Source organism: Streptosporangium pseudovulgare (assembly GCF_014648055.1).
GTDB lineage: Bacteria > Actinomycetota > Actinomycetes > Streptosporangiales > Streptosporangiaceae > Streptosporangium > Streptosporangium pseudovulgare.
On record NZ_BMQJ01000025.1, the window covers coordinates 1 to 14,645 of the forward strand.

The window sequence follows — 14,645 nt, forward strand, 5'->3', positions numbered from 1 at the left end:
CCCGAGACCAGGCCGAAGGCCGGTCGGAACCAGACAGCAACCACAGCGCCGGCCGGAACACCCACCCACCGCAGCGCGCACAAACGACCGGCCCGGCAACCACCGACCCGCCCAAAACGGGGAAACGTCCCCAGGTGGGAAAAGCCTCAGCCTGAACAGCCGGAACACCCGAACAAGCACCGGCCTGGCCGGTCAGGAACCATCAGCGACCGCAGCGGGGCCGTACCGGCTGTCCCCGGTGGGAGCGGTGCTGCCCGCGCGGGACCGGTCGCCGTCCCGCCGTCCCGCCCCGCCGGGAACCCCGTTGGAAGCCCCGCCGGGAACCCCGTTGGAAGCCCCACCGGAAACCCCGCTGGAAGTCCCGCCGGGAACAGCCCTCCGGCGCGGGCGGGCGCCCGCGTACAGGACTCCGGAGATGATCAGTACGGCGGCGGCGAGCTTCATCGGGGAGATCGGTTCCCCGGTGACCAGGAGCGCCGAGGACATGCCGAAGACCGGGACGAGCAGGCTGTAGGGCGCGACGACGGACGCGTCGTACCTCTTGAGCAGGAAGCCCCAGACCCCGAAGCCGCCGAGGGTGGCGAGCAGCGCGACGTACAGGACCGCCAGCACGCCTTCGGTGGAGAGCCGTACCTGGGGGACACCCTCGACCAGCAGTGACAGGCCGAACATGGGTACGGCCGCCACCGCGCTCAGCCAGATCATGAACCGCAGGGAACTGGGCGGCGCCGCCTTCCGCACCGCGATGTTGCCCAGACCCCAGCCGAACGCGCCGCCGACGACCAGGAGGAAGGCGCCGATCGGGCCCCCCTCGCCGCCCAGGTCCACGCCGATCAGTACCAGCCCGGCGAACGCGACGCAGAGGCCTGCGACCCTTCGCCCGGTGATCCGCTCCTTCAGCAGGAACACGGCCAGGACCACGGTGAACACCGCCTGGGCCTGGACGACGATCGACGTCAGGCCGGCGGGCATGCCGGCTCGCATGCCCAGCAGCAGGAGGCTGTACTGCGCGACGCCGAGTGTGACCCCGGCGGCCAGGACCCGCCGCCACGGCACACCGGGGCTCCCGGCGAACAGCAGCGCCGGGAAGGCCGCCAGGGCGAACCGCAGCGTCACGAAGAGCAGTGGCGGGAAGTGGCGCAGCCCCGCCTCCATGACGACGAAGTTGAAGCCCCAGACGGCGGCGAGGCCGACGGCCAGGAGGAGGTGTCTGGTTCTCACTTTTTCATCGTTGCCCGCGCCAATAATTCAGGACAAGCGAGACTTTCTTTCTCAATGGCTTTAGAATCACTTACATGTTGGATCTCAACCGCCTCAAGGCCCTGCACGCCGTGGCGGTCTACGGCTCCGTGGGCGCCGCGGCCGAGGCGCTGATGGTGACCCCGTCGGCGGTCTCCCAGCAGCTCGCCAAACTGGAGCGGGAGACCGGCGCGCCCCTGCTGGAGCGCAACGGGCGCGGTGTGCGGCTGACCGACGCGGCCGGGCTGCTCGCCGACCACGCCGGGCGCATCCTCGCGCTGGTGGAGACCGCCGCGGCCGACTTCGAGGCGCTGCGCGGGGAGGTCGTGGGGCGGCTGTGCATCGGAGCCTTCCCCACCGCGGCCCGCGGCCTGATGCCCGGGGCGCTGCGCCTGCTGCAGGAACGCCACCCCGACCTGCGGCTGCAGATGGTGGAGCGCGAGCCGGAACGGCAGGTGCGCGAGGTGGCCAGGGGCGAGCTGGACCTCGCGCTGGCCCAGGACTGGTCGAACCGGCCGATGGCCATCCCCGAGGGGCTGTCGCGGGCGATGCTCCTCGACGACATCGCGGACGCGATCCTGCCCGCGTCCCACCCGCTGGCCGACCGGCCGGAGATCGAGCTCGCCGACCTGTCCGGGGAGCGGTGGGTCAGCTCCTCACCCGGCACGGTCTGCCACGACTGGCTGGCCCACACGCTGCGCGCGGCCGAGCTGGAGCCGGAGATCTCCTGCATGGTGGACGAGTACCCGACCCAGCTCGCCCTCGTCGCCGCGGGGCAGGGGTGCGCGATCGTGCCGCGTCTCGGCCGCGACTTCGTGCCCGAAGGAGTGCGGATCGTCCCGCTCCGGCCCAGACTGTCCCGCCGGATCTACGCCCTGTGGCGCGCCGACGCGGCCCGCCGCCCGGCGATCCGGGCCGCCGTGGAGGCACTCAAGGCCGTGGCCGCCGAACGCGGCCATTGAAAGGCCATTGAAAGGCCATTGAGAAACGCCTGCCGGACGCCGTCGCCGCCGGCCGTGTGCGGCGGCGCGAAAGCCATGCGGGGCCGTGCGAAGGGCGCGCAAAGGCTGGGCGAAGACCGCATGAAGGCCGCATGAGGGTCACGCCCGCCGGGTGCGCCCGAACCGCGGCCCCGGGCGCGGTGGGGCACCAGGTGGGGCGCGCCGTACGGATGGGTAGGCTGATGACACCATGGCCGAGACCACCATCGTTCATCTACTGCGCCACGGCGAGGTGCACAACCCCGCCAACGTCCTGTACGGCAGGCTGCCCGGCTACCACCTCTCGGAGACCGGTGTGCAGATGGCCGAGACGGTCGCCAAGGCGATCGCCTCCCGCGACGTCGTCGCCCTGTTCTCCTCCCCGCTGGAGCGGGCCCAGGAGACCGCGGCCCCCCTGAGCGCCACCTTCGGGCTGGACGTCACGCTCGACGACCGGCTCATCGAGGCGGAGAACATCTTCGAGGGCCTGATGGTCGGGGGCGGTGACGGGATCTTCCGGAGCCCGAGCCGCTACCGCTACCTGTGGAACCCGCTCCGCCCCTCCTGGGGCGAGCGCTACACCGACGTGGTCCGGCGGATGAAGGCAGCCATCGACACCGCCCGCGACGCGGCGCGCGGCCACGAGGCCGTGCTGGTCAGCCACCAGCTCCCGATCTGGATCATCCGGCTCGCGGCCGAGGGCAGGCGGCTGCCGCACGACCCGCGCCGCAGGCAGTGCGGCCTGGCCAGCCTCACCACCCTGTCCTTCGAGGGGAACCGCCTGACCAGCGTGGGCTACAGCGAGCCGGCCGGCGCACTCGTCCAGCGCCCTGCCGTACCGGGCGCGTGACACCCGCGGACGCGCTGCCGGGCACGTGACACGCGCCGGCGGGCGCGTGGCACCCGTGGACGCGCCCGCCGGACGCCCCACTGTGCCGGGGCGCGTGACCCCGCCGGTAGAGTGGCTGCTCTACCGGTTGTAGTACAGGGAGACCCCGCCACCGATGCGCGCAAAACTCTTCTCCGCTGCCGCGCTGTGCGCCGCCGTCGCTGTGTCCGTGTCCGGGTGCGCCGGGAACGAGGGGTCGCAGCCGCAGGCGGGCGACACCCGTTTCGTGGCCGGTGACGGCAAGATCACCATGTTCGACGCGGCCTCCCGCAAGGCCGCCCCCGCGGTGGAGGGGGAGACCCTGGACGGCGGCCGGGCCACGCTCGCCGCGCACCGGGGCAAGGTCGTGGTGCTGAACTTCTGGGCCTCCTGGTGCGCGCCCTGCCGGGCGGAGGCGCCGGTGCTCAAGGACATCGCGGCCAAGACCAAGGGCTCCGGCGTGGAGTTCCTGGGCATCGACTTCAAGGACCGCAAGGCCGACGCGCTGGCCTTCGAGCGGGGGCAGCAGACGGGCTACCCCAGCATCTTCGACCAGCCGGGGAAGATCGCGCTCTCCTTCCAGGGCACGGTGCCGCCCGCGGCGATCCCCTCGACGCTGATCATCGACCGTCAGGGCCGGATCGCCGCCCGCGCGCTCGGCGCGGTCAAGTACAGCGACCTGCTCGCGACGGTCACCAAGCTGAGCGATGAGTCACAGTGACCGGCGGCGGACCCGATGAACGCGGGTGTGATGAGCGCTGACCTGGCCGGGACGGTGGCGGGCGGGTCGCTCGCCCTGGCGCTGCCGATCGCGGTGGCGGCGGGGCTGGTGTCCTTCCTGTCGCCGTGCGTGCTGCCGCTGGTGCCCGGCTACCTGTCGTACGTGACCGGGATGAGCGCCGACCCCCGGCGCGGCCGTATGGTCGGGGGCATCGCCCTGTTCGTCCTGGGGTTCGCCGCGGTGTTCGTGGCGGGCGGCGCGCTGTTCGGCGGGCTGGGCGCGGTGCTGCTCGGCAACGCCGAGGACATCACGCGGGTGCTGGGCGTGGTGACCGTCGTCATGGGACTGGCGTTCATGGGCGTGATCCCCGGCCTGCAACGGGATCTCCGCATCCACCGGGCGCCGGCGGCGGGCCTGGCCGGGGCGCCGCTGCTCGGGGTGGTGTTCGGCCTGGGCTGGACACCCTGCATCGGCCCTACCCTGGGAGTGGTGCTGACCCTCGGGCTCAACGAGGGCAGCGCCGGGCGCGGCGCGCTGCTGGCGTTCGCCTACGCCCTGGGTCTCGGCCTGCCCTTCCTTCTGGCGGGCCTGGCTTACAGCAAGGCGCTGCGCACGTTCAAGGTCTTCCGCCGCCACTCACGGCTGATCACCCGGGTGGGCGGGGCCATGCTGGTCGCGGTCGGCCTGTTGCTGGTCACCGGGCTCTGGTCGGGGCTGATCGCGACGATGCAGACGTGGATCGGTGGATTCGAGCCGGTGATCTGATGGACCGGGCCGAGCGCGACGAAAGGGGGACGCGGTGAGCGAGACCGAGCGGACCGGCCGGGCGGGCGTGGCCGTGGAGACGCCGTCTCCGGCCGGGCAGAAGCCCGCCGTACGGCCGGCGTCGTTCGGCGCGGTGGCGTGGGCGCGGTGGTTCTGGCGCACGCTGACGTCGATGCGGACCGCGCTGATCCTGCTGTTCCTGTTCGCGCTGGCCTCGATCCCCGGATCGCTGTGGCCGCAGCGCGGCATCGCCGACGCCAAGGTCGCCCAGTACTTCCGCGACGATCCCGGGCTCGCCGAGTGGCTGGACCGCTTCTGGCTGTTCGACGTGTTCCGCGCGCCGTGGTTCGCCGCGATCTACCTCCTGCTGTTCGTCTCCCTGATCGGCTGCGTGCTCCCCCGGGCCGCCACCCACCTGCGCGAGCTGCGCAGGAAGCCGCCCGCGCCGCCGCGCAACCTCGTCCGGTTGCCGCACCACGCCTCCTTCGACGCGAGCCTGACCGTGGAGGAGGCGGCCGCGCGGCTGCGCGCCCGCCGCTACCGCGTCACCACCGGTCCCGGCTGGGTGTCGGCGGAGAAGGGGTACCTCCGCGAGACCGGCAACCTGATGTTCCACGTCGCGCTGGTCGGCATCCTGGTCGCCGTGGCCATGGGCGCGCTGTACGGCTACCGCGGCAACGTGCTGGTCGTGGAGGGGGAGGGGTTCTCCAACACGGTCGCCGCCTACGACCGCTACATCCCCGGCCAGCAGGTGAACGCCGAGTCGCTGGAGCCGTTCTCCTTCACCGTGGACGACTTCCAGGCCACCTACATCGCCCAGGGCGAGCGGCGCGGCCAGCCTCTGGACTACTCGGCCAAGCTCAAGGTCACCGACGCCCCCGGCGCGGCCGAGCGCGACTACACCCTCAAGGTCAACGAACCGCTGGACGTCGACGGCACGCTGACCTACCTGATCGACCACGGCTACGCGCCGACCTTCAAGATCACAGACGGCAAGGGCCAGGTCGCCTACGACGGCCCGGTGCCGTGCCTGGTCGCCCAGCCGAGCACGTTCACCTCCGAGTGCACGATCAAGGTGCCGGACGCCCAGCCCCAGCAGCTCGGCATCCTCATGGGCTTCCTGCCGAGCGGCGTGCCGATGGGCGGCGAGTGGGTGTCGGTCTTCCCCGGCGCGGCCAACCCCCTGGCCCAGGTCTACGGCGTCTTCGCCGGCGACCTGGGAATGGGCAACGGCCGGCCGCAGTCGGTGTACCAGCTCGACCCGGAGAGCCTGAAGAAGATGAAGCCGCTGGTCATGAAGGCCGGCGAGCTGCCCGCGGGCCAGAAGCCCGACCTGCCCGGCGGGGCGGGGGCTCCCGTCACGCAGGCCGACCCGCTGGCCGTCGGCCAGAAGCTCGACCTGCCCGGAGGCGCGGGCTCGATCGAGTTCACCGGCGTCAAGGAGTGGGTGGCCCTGCAGATCACCCACGACCCGGGCCGGATGCCCGCGCTGGTCTTCTCGGCGCTGGCCGTCCTCGGTCTGGTGCTGTCCCTGACCGTCCGCCGCCGCAGGGTGTGGGTACGGGTGAAGAACGAGGCCGTGGCCACCGGGGAACCGGACGGGTCCGCGCCCGGCCTCCGGCACATCGAGGTGGGCGGTCTGACGCGCACCGAAGGCGGTGACTTCGGCGAGGAGTTCGCCGGGGTCGTCGCCGCCTTGAACCCAGGAGTTAAGGATGCCCGTTGAGAACAGCGGCCTCGCCGTACTGAGCGACCAGCTCGTCCTGGTGACGGTGCTGCTGTACGTCTTCGCAATGATCGGATACGCCCTGGACCTCGGCTTCGGCCGTCCCCGGTCCAGGGCGAGGGCCGCCGGGGCGGAAGCAGGCGCCGACGCCGGGACGGAGGTCCGGGCCGACGCCGTGCTCGCCACGGTCGGCGGCGGTGCGGCCCCGCCCGCCGGCGGAGCCGCCGGGCCCGCGGGGGCCTCCGCGGAGACCGCGGAGGCCGTGGAGGCCGCCGGGCGGGACGTCCCCGTAGAGAAGGAGCCTTCGTCCTGGGCGTCGCGGGCCGGCACGGTCGCGGTGGTGCTCACCTGGCTGGGCTGGGCCGCGCACCTGTCGGCGGTCCTCACCCGGGGCATATCGGTGGACCGGTGGCCGTGGGGCAACATGTACGAGTTCGTGGTCGCCATGTGCCTGGCGGCGGTGACCGCGTTCCTGTTCATGGACCTGCGCTACCGGGTCCGCTTCCTCGGGGCGTTCGTCACGGTCGCCGCCGCCCTCGGGCTGGGCTTCTCCGTGAAGTACCTGGAGGTGCAGGCCGGCCCGGTGGTGCCGGCGCTCAACTCCTACTGGATCGCGATCCACGTGTCGGCGGCGATCATCGCCAGCGGCCTGTTCACCGTCGCCGGGGTCTGCGGCATCCTCTACCTCGTCCGCAAGGACACCGCGCTGCGGCTGCCGTCCCGGGAGGACCTCGACCGGATCGCGCACCGGGCGATCGTGTTCTCCTTCCCGATCTGGACCTTCGCCGTCATCGCCGGCGCGCTCTGGGCCGACAAGGCGTGGGGCCGCTACTGGGGCTGGGACCCCAAGGAGGTGTGGGCGTTCATCACCTGGATCGCCTACGCCGCGTACCTGCACGCCCGCGCCACCGCCGGCTTCAAGGGCCGGGCCGCCATGATCGTGCAGCTCATCGCCTTCGCCTGCCTGCTGTTCAACCTCGTGGGGGTGAACGTCTTCATCGGCGGCCTGCACTCCTACGCGGAGGTGCCGGGCTGATCGGAGGATGTCCGGGCAGAACGTCCGTGACGGGGCGGTGCGGGGTGATCCCGCGCCGCCCCGTCCGCGTTCCGGCGGCCCTGTGGCCCTCCGGCGGGTCGGCCCCGGCCCGCCGGGCGCGGCGCCTCAGTCGTCGTCGCGCAGGCGCCGGTCGAGGTCGCGCAGGAAGTCGGGGTCGTCGTCCGGACCCCGAGGGGCCTGCGGCCGCGGTGTGTCCTCGGGCAGGGAGACGCGGGGCGGGCGGGGGCCGACCGGCCTGCCGAGCAGGAGCCAGAACACCCCGCCGGCCAGGGGGACCAGCACGATGATGATCACCCACAGCAGCTTGGGCAGGTTCCTCGCCTCCTCGTCCGGCGTGGTGATGGCGTCGAACAGGCAGTACAGCCACAGGGCGAGCAGTGCCAGGGCTAGCAAGGGCATGTTCCGCACTGTAGGCCATCGCCGGTCCGGGTGAGGCAAGAGCCCGGTTTCGGGTGACTGGTGAAGATCCACGTCGTACGGTGGGATCCGTTGCCACTTCCCCTGGAGGGCATGCGATGGCGAGTTCCGCCGACAAGGGCCGCCACCGGCGGCGCTGGTGGCAGAGCGGCCTGTCGTCCCGGCGCGTGGACGGCGGCGCCGGCAGGGCGCCGCGCGACGCGGGCCCGGCGCCGCGCGAGACCGGCCCGGTGCGCGAGGCGGGGACGGAGCGCGAGACCGGCCCGGTGTGGGAGACGGGCGCGATGCGGGAGACGGGCGCGGTGCGCGAGGTGGGGGCCGGTCCCGAGCGCCGGGCCGGCACCGTGACGGCGACCGCGGCGGACCGCCCGCGGTACACCTGGCGCGACTTCGAGCTGGCGGACGAGCGGCCGCGGGCCCTGCCCAACCCGCCCGACGCCCCCGGCCTCGGCGACGGCCTGCGGCACTGCGGGCCCCTGGAGGCGATCCTGCACCGCCAGTGGGACTCCCGGGAGGGCCCGCCCTCCCCGGAGACGGTGCGGGCGGTGGAGAGCCTCGCCCGGCTGCCCGACAGGCTCAAGGAGAAGCTGGCCGAGGGGCTCACCGGGATCTACGTCGGCGAGGGCGGGGTGCCCGACCTGGACGACATGGGCTACCTGCGCGGCGCGGCGCTGCCGTCGGGCCGCGCCACCTGGGACATCTGCGCCGGGGCGTACGGTGACCGCAAGGTGGTCGTGGGGGACCGGCCCTCGCCCACGCCCGACGTGATGATGCACGAGATCGGGCACGCCCTGGACGACGTGGACATGCCCCATGACGGCTGGGTGTCCGACTCGGCGGAGTTCGTCGCCCTCTACGAGCAGTGCGTGCCGGTGCTGGCCTCGGGCTTCCACCTGCAGGCGGGGGAGCTGGGGCGCCGGGAGTTCTTCGCGGACGCGTTCGCCGCCATCGCCTCCCGGCAGCGGCCGGCCCTGGTGGACATGCTCGGCGGCGATACGCGGATGGCGCTCAATGTCATGTTGTTCTTCAACCGGCGCTACGGAATCTAGGTGATCTGGGGATGTACGTCATCAGGCTCGCTGACGGGACTCTGCGCGTGCCGCAGAGCCTGTCCAGCGATGACGGGCGTCTGATCGGCAACGCGTACGTGGAGGTCTCGCCGGGGGACCCGGACTACGACCGCTGGCTGGCGGAGTCGCTCACCGAGGAGGAGTTCGCGCTCCGGCGGCGGCGCTGGCTGGAGGAGAACGACGAGCTGGAGCGGGAGTTCCTGGCCTTCAAGGCGGAACAGGAGGGGTGAGCGGCGGGCGTCCCGCCGCCTCGCGGGGCGCGGCCGGCGGGCCGGTTCGCCCGTGGGCCGCGCGACTCCATCGGCGATCCTGCGGCACTCCGGGTAAGGCGCGCAGGACCACCGATGAGGTGACGTCCTCAGTCGTCAGACGCGCGGGGTCTCGCCTGCCGGCCGTTCGGCCGTCAGTACGTCCTCTCCGCGCAGGAGGGCGTGCACTTCCGACTCGCGGAACCGCCGGTGCCCTCCGGGGGTACGGATGCTGCTGATGCGGCCTGCCGCGGCCCACCGCGTGACCGTCTTTGGGTCGACCCGGAAGAGGGCGGCGACCTCTCCGGGCGTCAGCAGACGCTCGCTGCTACTCTCCACAATCTCTCCCCCTCGCATCCCGCTTCCTGCCAGCGGGCGGACAGGTAACCAGTGTGCCGAGCGAAGTCTGATTTATCCGTGGTTTCTAACAAAGATCACGGGTTGTTACCGACTGACTGCCCGATTGTTATATGATAGAGCGTCTTTGACGCTCTCGTGGGTGTTTCTTTACAAAACTGATCTGTTGGGCACACTAGCAGTGCCCGTGCTCGGTGCGAAGAGCGTCCGCTCTGTCTTTATGGCACCGTCATGCGCCCGGATACTCCCGGGCGGCACGGACCATACGTGGAGAGTGACGTAACCTCGACGGTGTGCATCCCGTCTTCGTTTACACCGTCTCCCGGCTGGGACTGTTCGCCGTGAGCCTCGGCCTGCTGTATCTCCTCGGCCTGCGTGAGCCCTTGATCCTCATAGTCGCCGCATTCCTGGTCAGTGGGGTGGCCAGTTACGTCCTGCTGTCCAAACAGCGGGACGCGGTGAGCGCGCGAATCGCCAAGAATCAGAAGTGATCACGGCAGCGGGAACATGCCGACTCGGGCATGGTACTCGTGACCGAGCCGAGTTGTGTCGCTACCAACGAGTAGTCCTCGGGGGCAGGCGAGGAACGCCTTGACCCCGATTCCCCGGTCCCTGGTGGGATTCCACGACAGCGCCCGGCCGGTGCGCGGGTCGATGGCCCCGATCCCCGGCCGCGGGGCCGCCCCGGGGCCCGCGGAGTCATGGCCCTCCGGATTGTCCAGCCAGCGCTGGTGGCCGCCGACGTAGACCGCGGCCCCGGTCGCCGCCACCGCGTACAGCGAGTCGCCCCCGGTGTGGTTGACCCAGGTGGGGGAGACCTCGCCGGAGGCGCGCGGCGGGCGGGTCTCGAAGCGCGCGGCGGTGTCGCACGGCCGGCCCGCCCCGCGCGGGCCGCCGGTCGTGACGACCGCGAAGTAGGCGCCGTCGGGTGCGAAGTCCAGGCCGCGCACATAGCTCGGGAAGTCGCGGGCGCACCGCGCCGCGTAGAAGGCGGTCCGCCAGGCGTCGACCCGGGCGGCGCGGACGTCCACCAGGCCGAGCTGGGCCCGAGGCAGTCCGCCGAGGGTGGTGAAGTCGCCGCCGACCGCCAGCCTCCCGCCGCCGAGGGCCAGCGCGTGGACCCGTACCCGGGAGCCCCGCGGCGCGCCGGGCCGGATGCCGAACGCGGGGTCGGCGGCACCGGTGGCGGCGTCCAGCCGGGCCAGGGCTGGACGGGCCAGGCCGCCCGCGTGGGTGAAGCCGCCGCCCGCGTACAGCGCCGAACCGTCTCTGACCAGGGCGGTCACCGCGCCGCCGCGGATCTGGGCGGCGAAGCCGGCCACCGGCGAGCCGTCGGACAGCCGCAGCCGGGCCAGCGCGCCGGTCCGGCGGAGGGCGGGGGCGCCCGCCGCGGTGAACTCCCCGCCGGCGTAGACGGTGCCGCCGTCGCCCGCGGCCAGCGCCCGGACCGGGCGGTCGGGCCGCGGCGCGAAGCCCGGCAGGATCCGCCCGGTGACCAGGTCGTAGGCGAAGAGGTTGCGCCGCTCCACCGCCCGCGCCGAGCCGGCCTCGCGCACCCGGCCGAACCTGCCGCCGACCACCACCGTGCCGCCGACCAGGGCGATGGCGTTGACGATCCCGTCGAGAACGTGCGGGGTGGTGTCCACCGGGTCGGCCGAGACGACCGCGGGGTGCCGGACCGTGCCGGCCGCGGCGGACGGCGGGGGGATGGCGAGGACGGCGATGACGGCGAGGGCCGACGCGGCGGTGACGGAGGCTCGGCGGAGAGCGGGGACGGCCGCGGCGGGAGCGGCGACCCGGCGGGGGGCGGAGGCGGCCGCCGCCGGGGCCGGAACGGGGGCGACGGCCCGGGGAAGGGCGGTTTCGGGGAGCATTCCGCAATTACTAGCAGACCGTGAGTAACCGAATGGCTACTTTCCGTGGAATGTCCTTGCGGGCCTAGTCTTGTCCTCATGACGCGCGCTTCGCTGGACAAGCAACCGCACGAGGTCGCCGCGATGTTCGATCGCACGGCCCGGCGCTACGACCTGGTAAACGACATCATCTCCCTCGGCCAGGTGCGGCTGTGGCGCAAGGCGACCGCGGCGGCCGTCGACGCCGGCCCGGGCGAGCTGGTCCTCGACCTCGGTGCGGGCACCGGCACCTCCACCGACACGTTCACCGCCCTGGGCGCCCGTGCGATCGCCGCCGACTTCTCCCTCGGCATGCTGCGCACCGCGGTGCGGCGACGGGGCGGCTCGGGCCTGTCCGGCGGCGGGGTGCGCGGGGTCACCTTCGTCGCCGGCGACGCGGTGCGGCTGCCGTTCGCCGACGGCGTCTTCGACGCGGTGACGATCTCGACCGCGCTGCGCAACGTCCAGGACACCGGCCAGGCGCTTCGTGAGATGCTGCGGGTGGCCAAGCCGGGCGCGCGCCTGGTGATCCTGGAGCTCTCCCACCCGACGAGCAAGGCGTTCGACCTCGTCTACAGCCAGTACCTCATGAGGCTGATGCCGCAGGCCGCCAAGCTGTTCGGCTCCAACGGCGACTCCTACGAATATCTGGCCGAGTCGATCAGGGCCTGGCCGGACCAGGCCGGACTGGCTAAGATCATCCGAGAGGCCGGGTGGGAACGGGTCGCGTGGCGCAACCTGGCCCTGGGGATCGTGGCGCTTCACCGCGCCTACAAGCCGGCGTGAAGGATTCGCGGGCGTTGCCGTACCCCGCTGACACTTCTGGCCGTAAAGGGGCTAGACTTCGGGCCGACAAGTTTGTGAAGCACTTCACAAAGGAACGAAGGGCCGAATACTCAAAGGCCTCGAAGCTGTAGGACAGGACGGGTCCCGTGACCGTGCCAGCCGCCGCGCAGCGGAACGTCACCGAAATCGACGCCGACGTGATCGTCGTCGGCGCCGGACCCGCCGGCTCGACGACCGCCTTCCATCTCGCCCGGGCCGGCCTTGAGGTCCTGCTGCTCGAAAAGACCACCTTCCCCCGGGAGAAGGTCTGCGGCGACGGCCTGACGCCCCGGGCGGTCAAGCAGCTCATCGCCATGGGCATCGACATCGACGCCCCCGGCTGGATCAGGAACAAGGGCCTGCGGGTGGTCGGCGGCGGCCTGCGCTTCGAGCTCGACTGGCCCGAGCTGGCGAGCTACCCCGACTTCGGCCTGGTGCGCACCCGGCAGGACTTCGACCAGATCCTCGCCGCCAACGCCGAGCGCGCCGGGGTCCGCCTGCTGCAGGGCGTGAACGTCATCGCCCCGATCCTCGACGAGCGCAGCGGCCACGTCGTCGGCGTCACCGCGAAGAAGGACGGCGAGGAGGTCTCCTACCGTTCCCGCCTGGTGGTCGCCGCCGACGGCAACTCCACCCGGCTCTCCCTGGCGATGGGGCTGCACAAGCGCGAGGACCGCCCGATGGGCGTGGCCGTACGGACGTACTTCACCAGCCCGCGCCACGACGACGACTACCTCGAGACCTGGCTGGAGCTGTGGGACGGCGACACCCTGCTGCCCGGCTACGGCTGGATCTTCGGCGTCGGCGACGGCACCTCCAACGTCGGCCTCGGGCTGCTGAACACCAGCGACGCCTTCAAGGGCACCGACTACCGCGACCTGCTGCGGCGCTGGGTGGCGGCCATGCCGCCCGAGTGGGGCTACGTCGAGGAGAACATGACCGGCCCCATCCGGGGCGCGGCGCTGCCGATGGCCTTCAACCGCCAGCCCCACTACACCCGCGGCCTGGTGCTCGTCGGCGACGCGGGCGGGATGATCAACCCGTTCAACGGCGAGGGCATCGCGTACGCGATGGAGACCGGCCACATCGCGGCGGAGACGATCGTCCAGGCGCTCGGCCGGGCGACCGCGGCCCAGCGCGAGCGGGTGCTGCGGGCCTATCCGAGCATCCTCAAGGACGCCTACGGCGGCTACTTCACCCTGGGCCGCGGATTCGTGGAGCTCATCGGCCACCGCGGGGTGATGAACTTCGTCACCCGTCACGCGTTGCCGCACCCGCCGCTGATGAGGTTCGCGCTGAAACTGCTGGCCAACCTCACCGACCGGCGCGGCGACGCGTCCGACCGCATCATCAACGCCCTGTCGAAGGTGGCGCCACCGGCATGAACACCTGCTTTGCGAAGCCCGGCCAGCGGGAGGCGAGCGCGATGACCGCCCTGCCTAGACTTGCACACCACACAGACACGATCAGCTACGCGCCGGCGCGCGTGGAGATGGGAGAGGAGGCGTAGCGATGGACCTGTACGCGCCCATCCTGGTGCTCGCCGTTCTCGCGGCGGGATTCGCGATCTTCTCGGTGACGATCGCTCCCTTCACCGGTCCCAAGCGCTGGAACCGCGCGAAGCTCGACGCCTACGAGTGCGGCATCGAGCCGACGCCCCAGCCGGTCGGCGGCGGCCGTTTCCCGCTGAAGTACATGATCACCGCGATGCTCTTCATCGTGTTCGACATCGAGATCATCTTCCTCTACCCGTGGGCGGTCGCCTTCGACCGGCTCGGCGTCTTCGGGTTGGTCGAGATGGTGCTGTTCATCGTCACCGTTCTCGTGGCCTACGCGTACGTGTGGCGCCGCAAGGGTCTGGACTGGGACTAGATATGGGACTTGAAGAGAAACTTCCGAGCGGGTTCATGCTCAGCACGGTCGAGCAGGTCGCCGGCTGGGCGCGCAAGAACTCCGTGTGGCCGGCCACCTTCGGTCTGGCCTGCTGCGCCATCGAGCTGATGTCCACCGGCGGTCCCAAGCACGACCTGGCGCGCTTCGGCATGGAGCGCGCCTCGGCGTCTCCGCGACAGGCCGACCTCATGATCGTCGCGGGTCGGCTCTCGCAGAAGATGGCCCCGGTCCTGCGCCAGATCTACGACCAGATGGCCGAGCCCAAGTGGGTCATCGCCATGGGCGTCTGCGCCTCCAGCGGCGGCATGTTCAACAACTACGCCATCGTGCAGGGCGTGGACCACGTCGTGCCCGTCGACATCTACCTGCCCGGCTGCCCGCCGCGGCCGGAGATGCTCATCGACGCGATCGTGAAGCTGCACGACAAGATCCAGAACATGAAGTTCGGCGCGCACCGCGCCAAGCAGATCGACGAGCTCGAACTGCAGGCGCTGCGGACGCTGCCGCTGATCGACCAGGAGGCCGCGAAGTGACCGGCGGTTTCCCGGCGGCGGGGCCGCGCACGGCGGACGAGGAGCGGTAAGGCG

The 14,645-nt window shown here is 71.8% G+C and carries 17 protein-coding genes; 13 read left to right on the forward strand and 4 right to left on the reverse strand.

All coding sequences use genetic code 11. The features are described from left to right. Positions 1-192: 192 nt before the first annotated feature. Positions 193-1,221 carry an EamA family transporter gene (locus tag IEZ10_RS33665; protein WP_229811909.1) on the reverse strand — a complete coding sequence of 343 codons (1,029 nt, stop codon included), beginning with the start codon at positions 1,219-1,221 and terminating at the stop codon, positions 193-195. Between the two features lie 74 nt (positions 1,222-1,295). Here IEZ10_RS33665 and IEZ10_RS33670 point away from each other — a divergent pair, with 74 nt between their 5' ends. The 6 genes from IEZ10_RS33670 to ccsB all read left to right on the forward strand — a co-directional run bounded on the left by IEZ10_RS33670 (position 1,296) and on the right by ccsB (position 7,335). Further along, complete coding sequence (locus IEZ10_RS33670; RefSeq protein WP_189250565.1) at positions 1,296-2,201, forward strand: LysR family transcriptional regulator; 906 nt, start codon at positions 1,296-1,298, stop codon at positions 2,199-2,201. Positions 2,202-2,430: 229 nt separating this feature from the next. Further along, a complete protein-coding gene (locus IEZ10_RS33675; protein WP_189250566.1) occupies positions 2,431-3,069 on the forward strand; it encodes a histidine phosphatase family protein in 639 nt (212 codons plus the stop codon). Between the two features lie 154 nt (positions 3,070-3,223). Continuing rightward, positions 3,224-3,808: a TlpA family protein disulfide reductase gene (locus tag IEZ10_RS33680; protein ID WP_189250567.1), complete on the forward strand. Its 585-nt coding sequence runs from the start codon at positions 3,224-3,226 to the stop codon at positions 3,806-3,808. Positions 3,809-3,838: 30 nt separating this feature from the next. Further along, positions 3,839-4,573 (forward strand): cytochrome c biogenesis CcdA family protein, encoded by a 735-nt coding sequence (locus IEZ10_RS33685; RefSeq protein WP_189250568.1) that lies wholly within the window; start codon positions 3,839-3,841, stop codon positions 4,571-4,573. A 34-nt stretch (positions 4,574-4,607) separates the two neighbouring features. Further along, positions 4,608-6,299: a cytochrome c biogenesis protein ResB gene (gene resB / locus IEZ10_RS33690; RefSeq protein WP_189250569.1), complete on the forward strand. Its 1,692-nt coding sequence runs from the start codon at positions 4,608-4,610 to the stop codon at positions 6,297-6,299. Continuing rightward, positions 6,289-7,335, forward strand: coding sequence for a c-type cytochrome biogenesis protein CcsB (ccsB, locus tag IEZ10_RS33695; protein ID WP_189250570.1), 1,047 nt, complete (start codon positions 6,289-6,291; stop codon positions 7,333-7,335). Before resB ends, ccsB begins: the two co-directional genes overlap by 11 nt. 126 nt (positions 7,336-7,461) lie before the next feature. On the opposite strand, the gene IEZ10_RS33700 is transcribed toward ccsB, so the two are convergent. Further along, a complete protein-coding gene (locus IEZ10_RS33700) occupies positions 7,462-7,755 on the reverse strand; it encodes a PLD nuclease N-terminal domain-containing protein (RefSeq protein ID WP_189250571.1) in 294 nt (97 codons plus the stop codon). Positions 7,756-7,871: 116 nt separating this feature from the next. Here IEZ10_RS33700 and IEZ10_RS33705 point away from each other — a divergent pair, with 116 nt between their 5' ends. Together IEZ10_RS33705 and IEZ10_RS33710 are read left to right on the forward strand one after the other, a co-directional pair. Continuing rightward, complete coding sequence (locus tag IEZ10_RS33705) at positions 7,872-8,822, forward strand: hypothetical protein (RefSeq protein WP_189250572.1); 951 nt, start codon at positions 7,872-7,874, stop codon at positions 8,820-8,822. A gap of 11 nt (positions 8,823-8,833) precedes the next feature. Further along, complete coding sequence (locus IEZ10_RS33710; protein ID WP_179820507.1) at positions 8,834-9,073, forward strand: hypothetical protein; 240 nt, start codon at positions 8,834-8,836, stop codon at positions 9,071-9,073. A gap of 135 nt (positions 9,074-9,208) precedes the next feature. On the opposite strand, the gene IEZ10_RS33715 is transcribed toward IEZ10_RS33710, so the two are convergent. Then, a complete protein-coding gene (locus IEZ10_RS33715) occupies positions 9,209-9,448 on the reverse strand; it encodes a BldC family transcriptional regulator (protein WP_179820504.1) in 240 nt (79 codons plus the stop codon). Positions 9,449-9,741: 293 nt separating this feature from the next. Between IEZ10_RS33715 and IEZ10_RS33720 the strand changes: the two genes are divergently transcribed. Next, positions 9,742-9,939 carry a DUF4229 domain-containing protein gene (locus IEZ10_RS33720; RefSeq protein WP_189250573.1) on the forward strand — a complete coding sequence of 66 codons (198 nt, stop codon included), beginning with the start codon at positions 9,742-9,744 and terminating at the stop codon, positions 9,937-9,939. Here IEZ10_RS33720 and IEZ10_RS33725 read toward each other — a convergent pair whose 3' ends face one another. After that, a complete protein-coding gene (locus IEZ10_RS33725) occupies positions 9,940-11,322 on the reverse strand; it encodes a hypothetical protein (RefSeq protein WP_229811910.1) in 1,383 nt (460 codons plus the stop codon). It abuts the gene before it with no gap. 78 nt (positions 11,323-11,400) lie between these two features. On the opposite strand from IEZ10_RS33725, the gene IEZ10_RS33730 reads away from it, so the two are divergent. The 4 genes from IEZ10_RS33730 to IEZ10_RS33745 all read left to right on the forward strand — a co-directional run bounded on the left by IEZ10_RS33730 (position 11,401) and on the right by IEZ10_RS33745 (position 14,591). Next, a complete protein-coding gene (locus IEZ10_RS33730) occupies positions 11,401-12,126 on the forward strand; it encodes a demethylmenaquinone methyltransferase (RefSeq protein WP_189250574.1) in 726 nt (241 codons plus the stop codon). A 146-nt stretch (positions 12,127-12,272) separates the two neighbouring features. After that, positions 12,273-13,550, forward strand: a complete 1,278-nt coding sequence (locus IEZ10_RS33735) for a geranylgeranyl reductase family protein (RefSeq protein ID WP_189250575.1) — start codon at positions 12,273-12,275, stop codon at positions 13,548-13,550. A 127-nt stretch (positions 13,551-13,677) separates the two neighbouring features. Next, positions 13,678-14,037, forward strand: a complete 360-nt coding sequence (locus tag IEZ10_RS33740) for an NADH-quinone oxidoreductase subunit A (RefSeq protein WP_179820493.1) — start codon at positions 13,678-13,680, stop codon at positions 14,035-14,037. Between the two features lie 2 nt (positions 14,038-14,039). After that, complete coding sequence (locus tag IEZ10_RS33745) at positions 14,040-14,591, forward strand: NuoB/complex I 20 kDa subunit family protein (RefSeq protein ID WP_179820475.1); 552 nt, start codon at positions 14,040-14,042, stop codon at positions 14,589-14,591. The last annotated feature ends 54 nt before the right edge of the window (positions 14,592-14,645 follow it).

What these genes read in the sequence shown, in the direction of transcription:
- IEZ10_RS33740 (WP_179820493.1), top strand. Translation starts at nt 13,678, where the DNA reads ATGGACCTGTACGCGCCCATCCTGGTGCTCGCCGTTCTCGCGGCGGGA.
- IEZ10_RS33705 (WP_189250572.1), top strand. Translation starts at nt 7,872, where the DNA reads ATGGCGAGTTCCGCCGACAAGGGCCGCCACCGGCGGCGCTGGTGGCAG.
- IEZ10_RS33725 (WP_229811910.1), bottom strand. Translation starts at nt 11,322, where the DNA reads ATGCTCCCCGAAACCGCCCTTCCCCGGGCCGTCGCCCCCGTTCCGGCC.
- IEZ10_RS33680 (WP_189250567.1), top strand. Translation starts at nt 3,224, where the DNA reads ATGCGCGCAAAACTCTTCTCCGCTGCCGCGCTGTGCGCCGCCGTCGCT.
- IEZ10_RS33670 (WP_189250565.1), top strand. Translation starts at nt 1,296, where the DNA reads ATGTTGGATCTCAACCGCCTCAAGGCCCTGCACGCCGTGGCGGTCTAC.
- IEZ10_RS33730 (WP_189250574.1), top strand. Translation starts at nt 11,401, where the DNA reads ATGACGCGCGCTTCGCTGGACAAGCAACCGCACGAGGTCGCCGCGATG.
- ccsB (WP_189250570.1), top strand. Translation starts at nt 6,289, where the DNA reads ATGCCCGTTGAGAACAGCGGCCTCGCCGTACTGAGCGACCAGCTCGTC.
- IEZ10_RS33715 (WP_179820504.1), bottom strand. Translation starts at nt 9,448, where the DNA reads ATGCGAGGGGGAGAGATTGTGGAGAGTAGCAGCGAGCGTCTGCTGACG.
- IEZ10_RS33675 (WP_189250566.1), top strand. Translation starts at nt 2,431, where the DNA reads ATGGCCGAGACCACCATCGTTCATCTACTGCGCCACGGCGAGGTGCAC.
- IEZ10_RS33745 (WP_179820475.1), top strand. Translation starts at nt 14,040, where the DNA reads ATGGGACTTGAAGAGAAACTTCCGAGCGGGTTCATGCTCAGCACGGTC.
- IEZ10_RS33710 (WP_179820507.1), top strand. Translation starts at nt 8,834, where the DNA reads ATGTACGTCATCAGGCTCGCTGACGGGACTCTGCGCGTGCCGCAGAGC.
- IEZ10_RS33700 (WP_189250571.1), bottom strand. Translation starts at nt 7,755, where the DNA reads ATGCCCTTGCTAGCCCTGGCACTGCTCGCCCTGTGGCTGTACTGCCTG.
- IEZ10_RS33685 (WP_189250568.1), top strand. Translation starts at nt 3,839, where the DNA reads ATGAGCGCTGACCTGGCCGGGACGGTGGCGGGCGGGTCGCTCGCCCTG.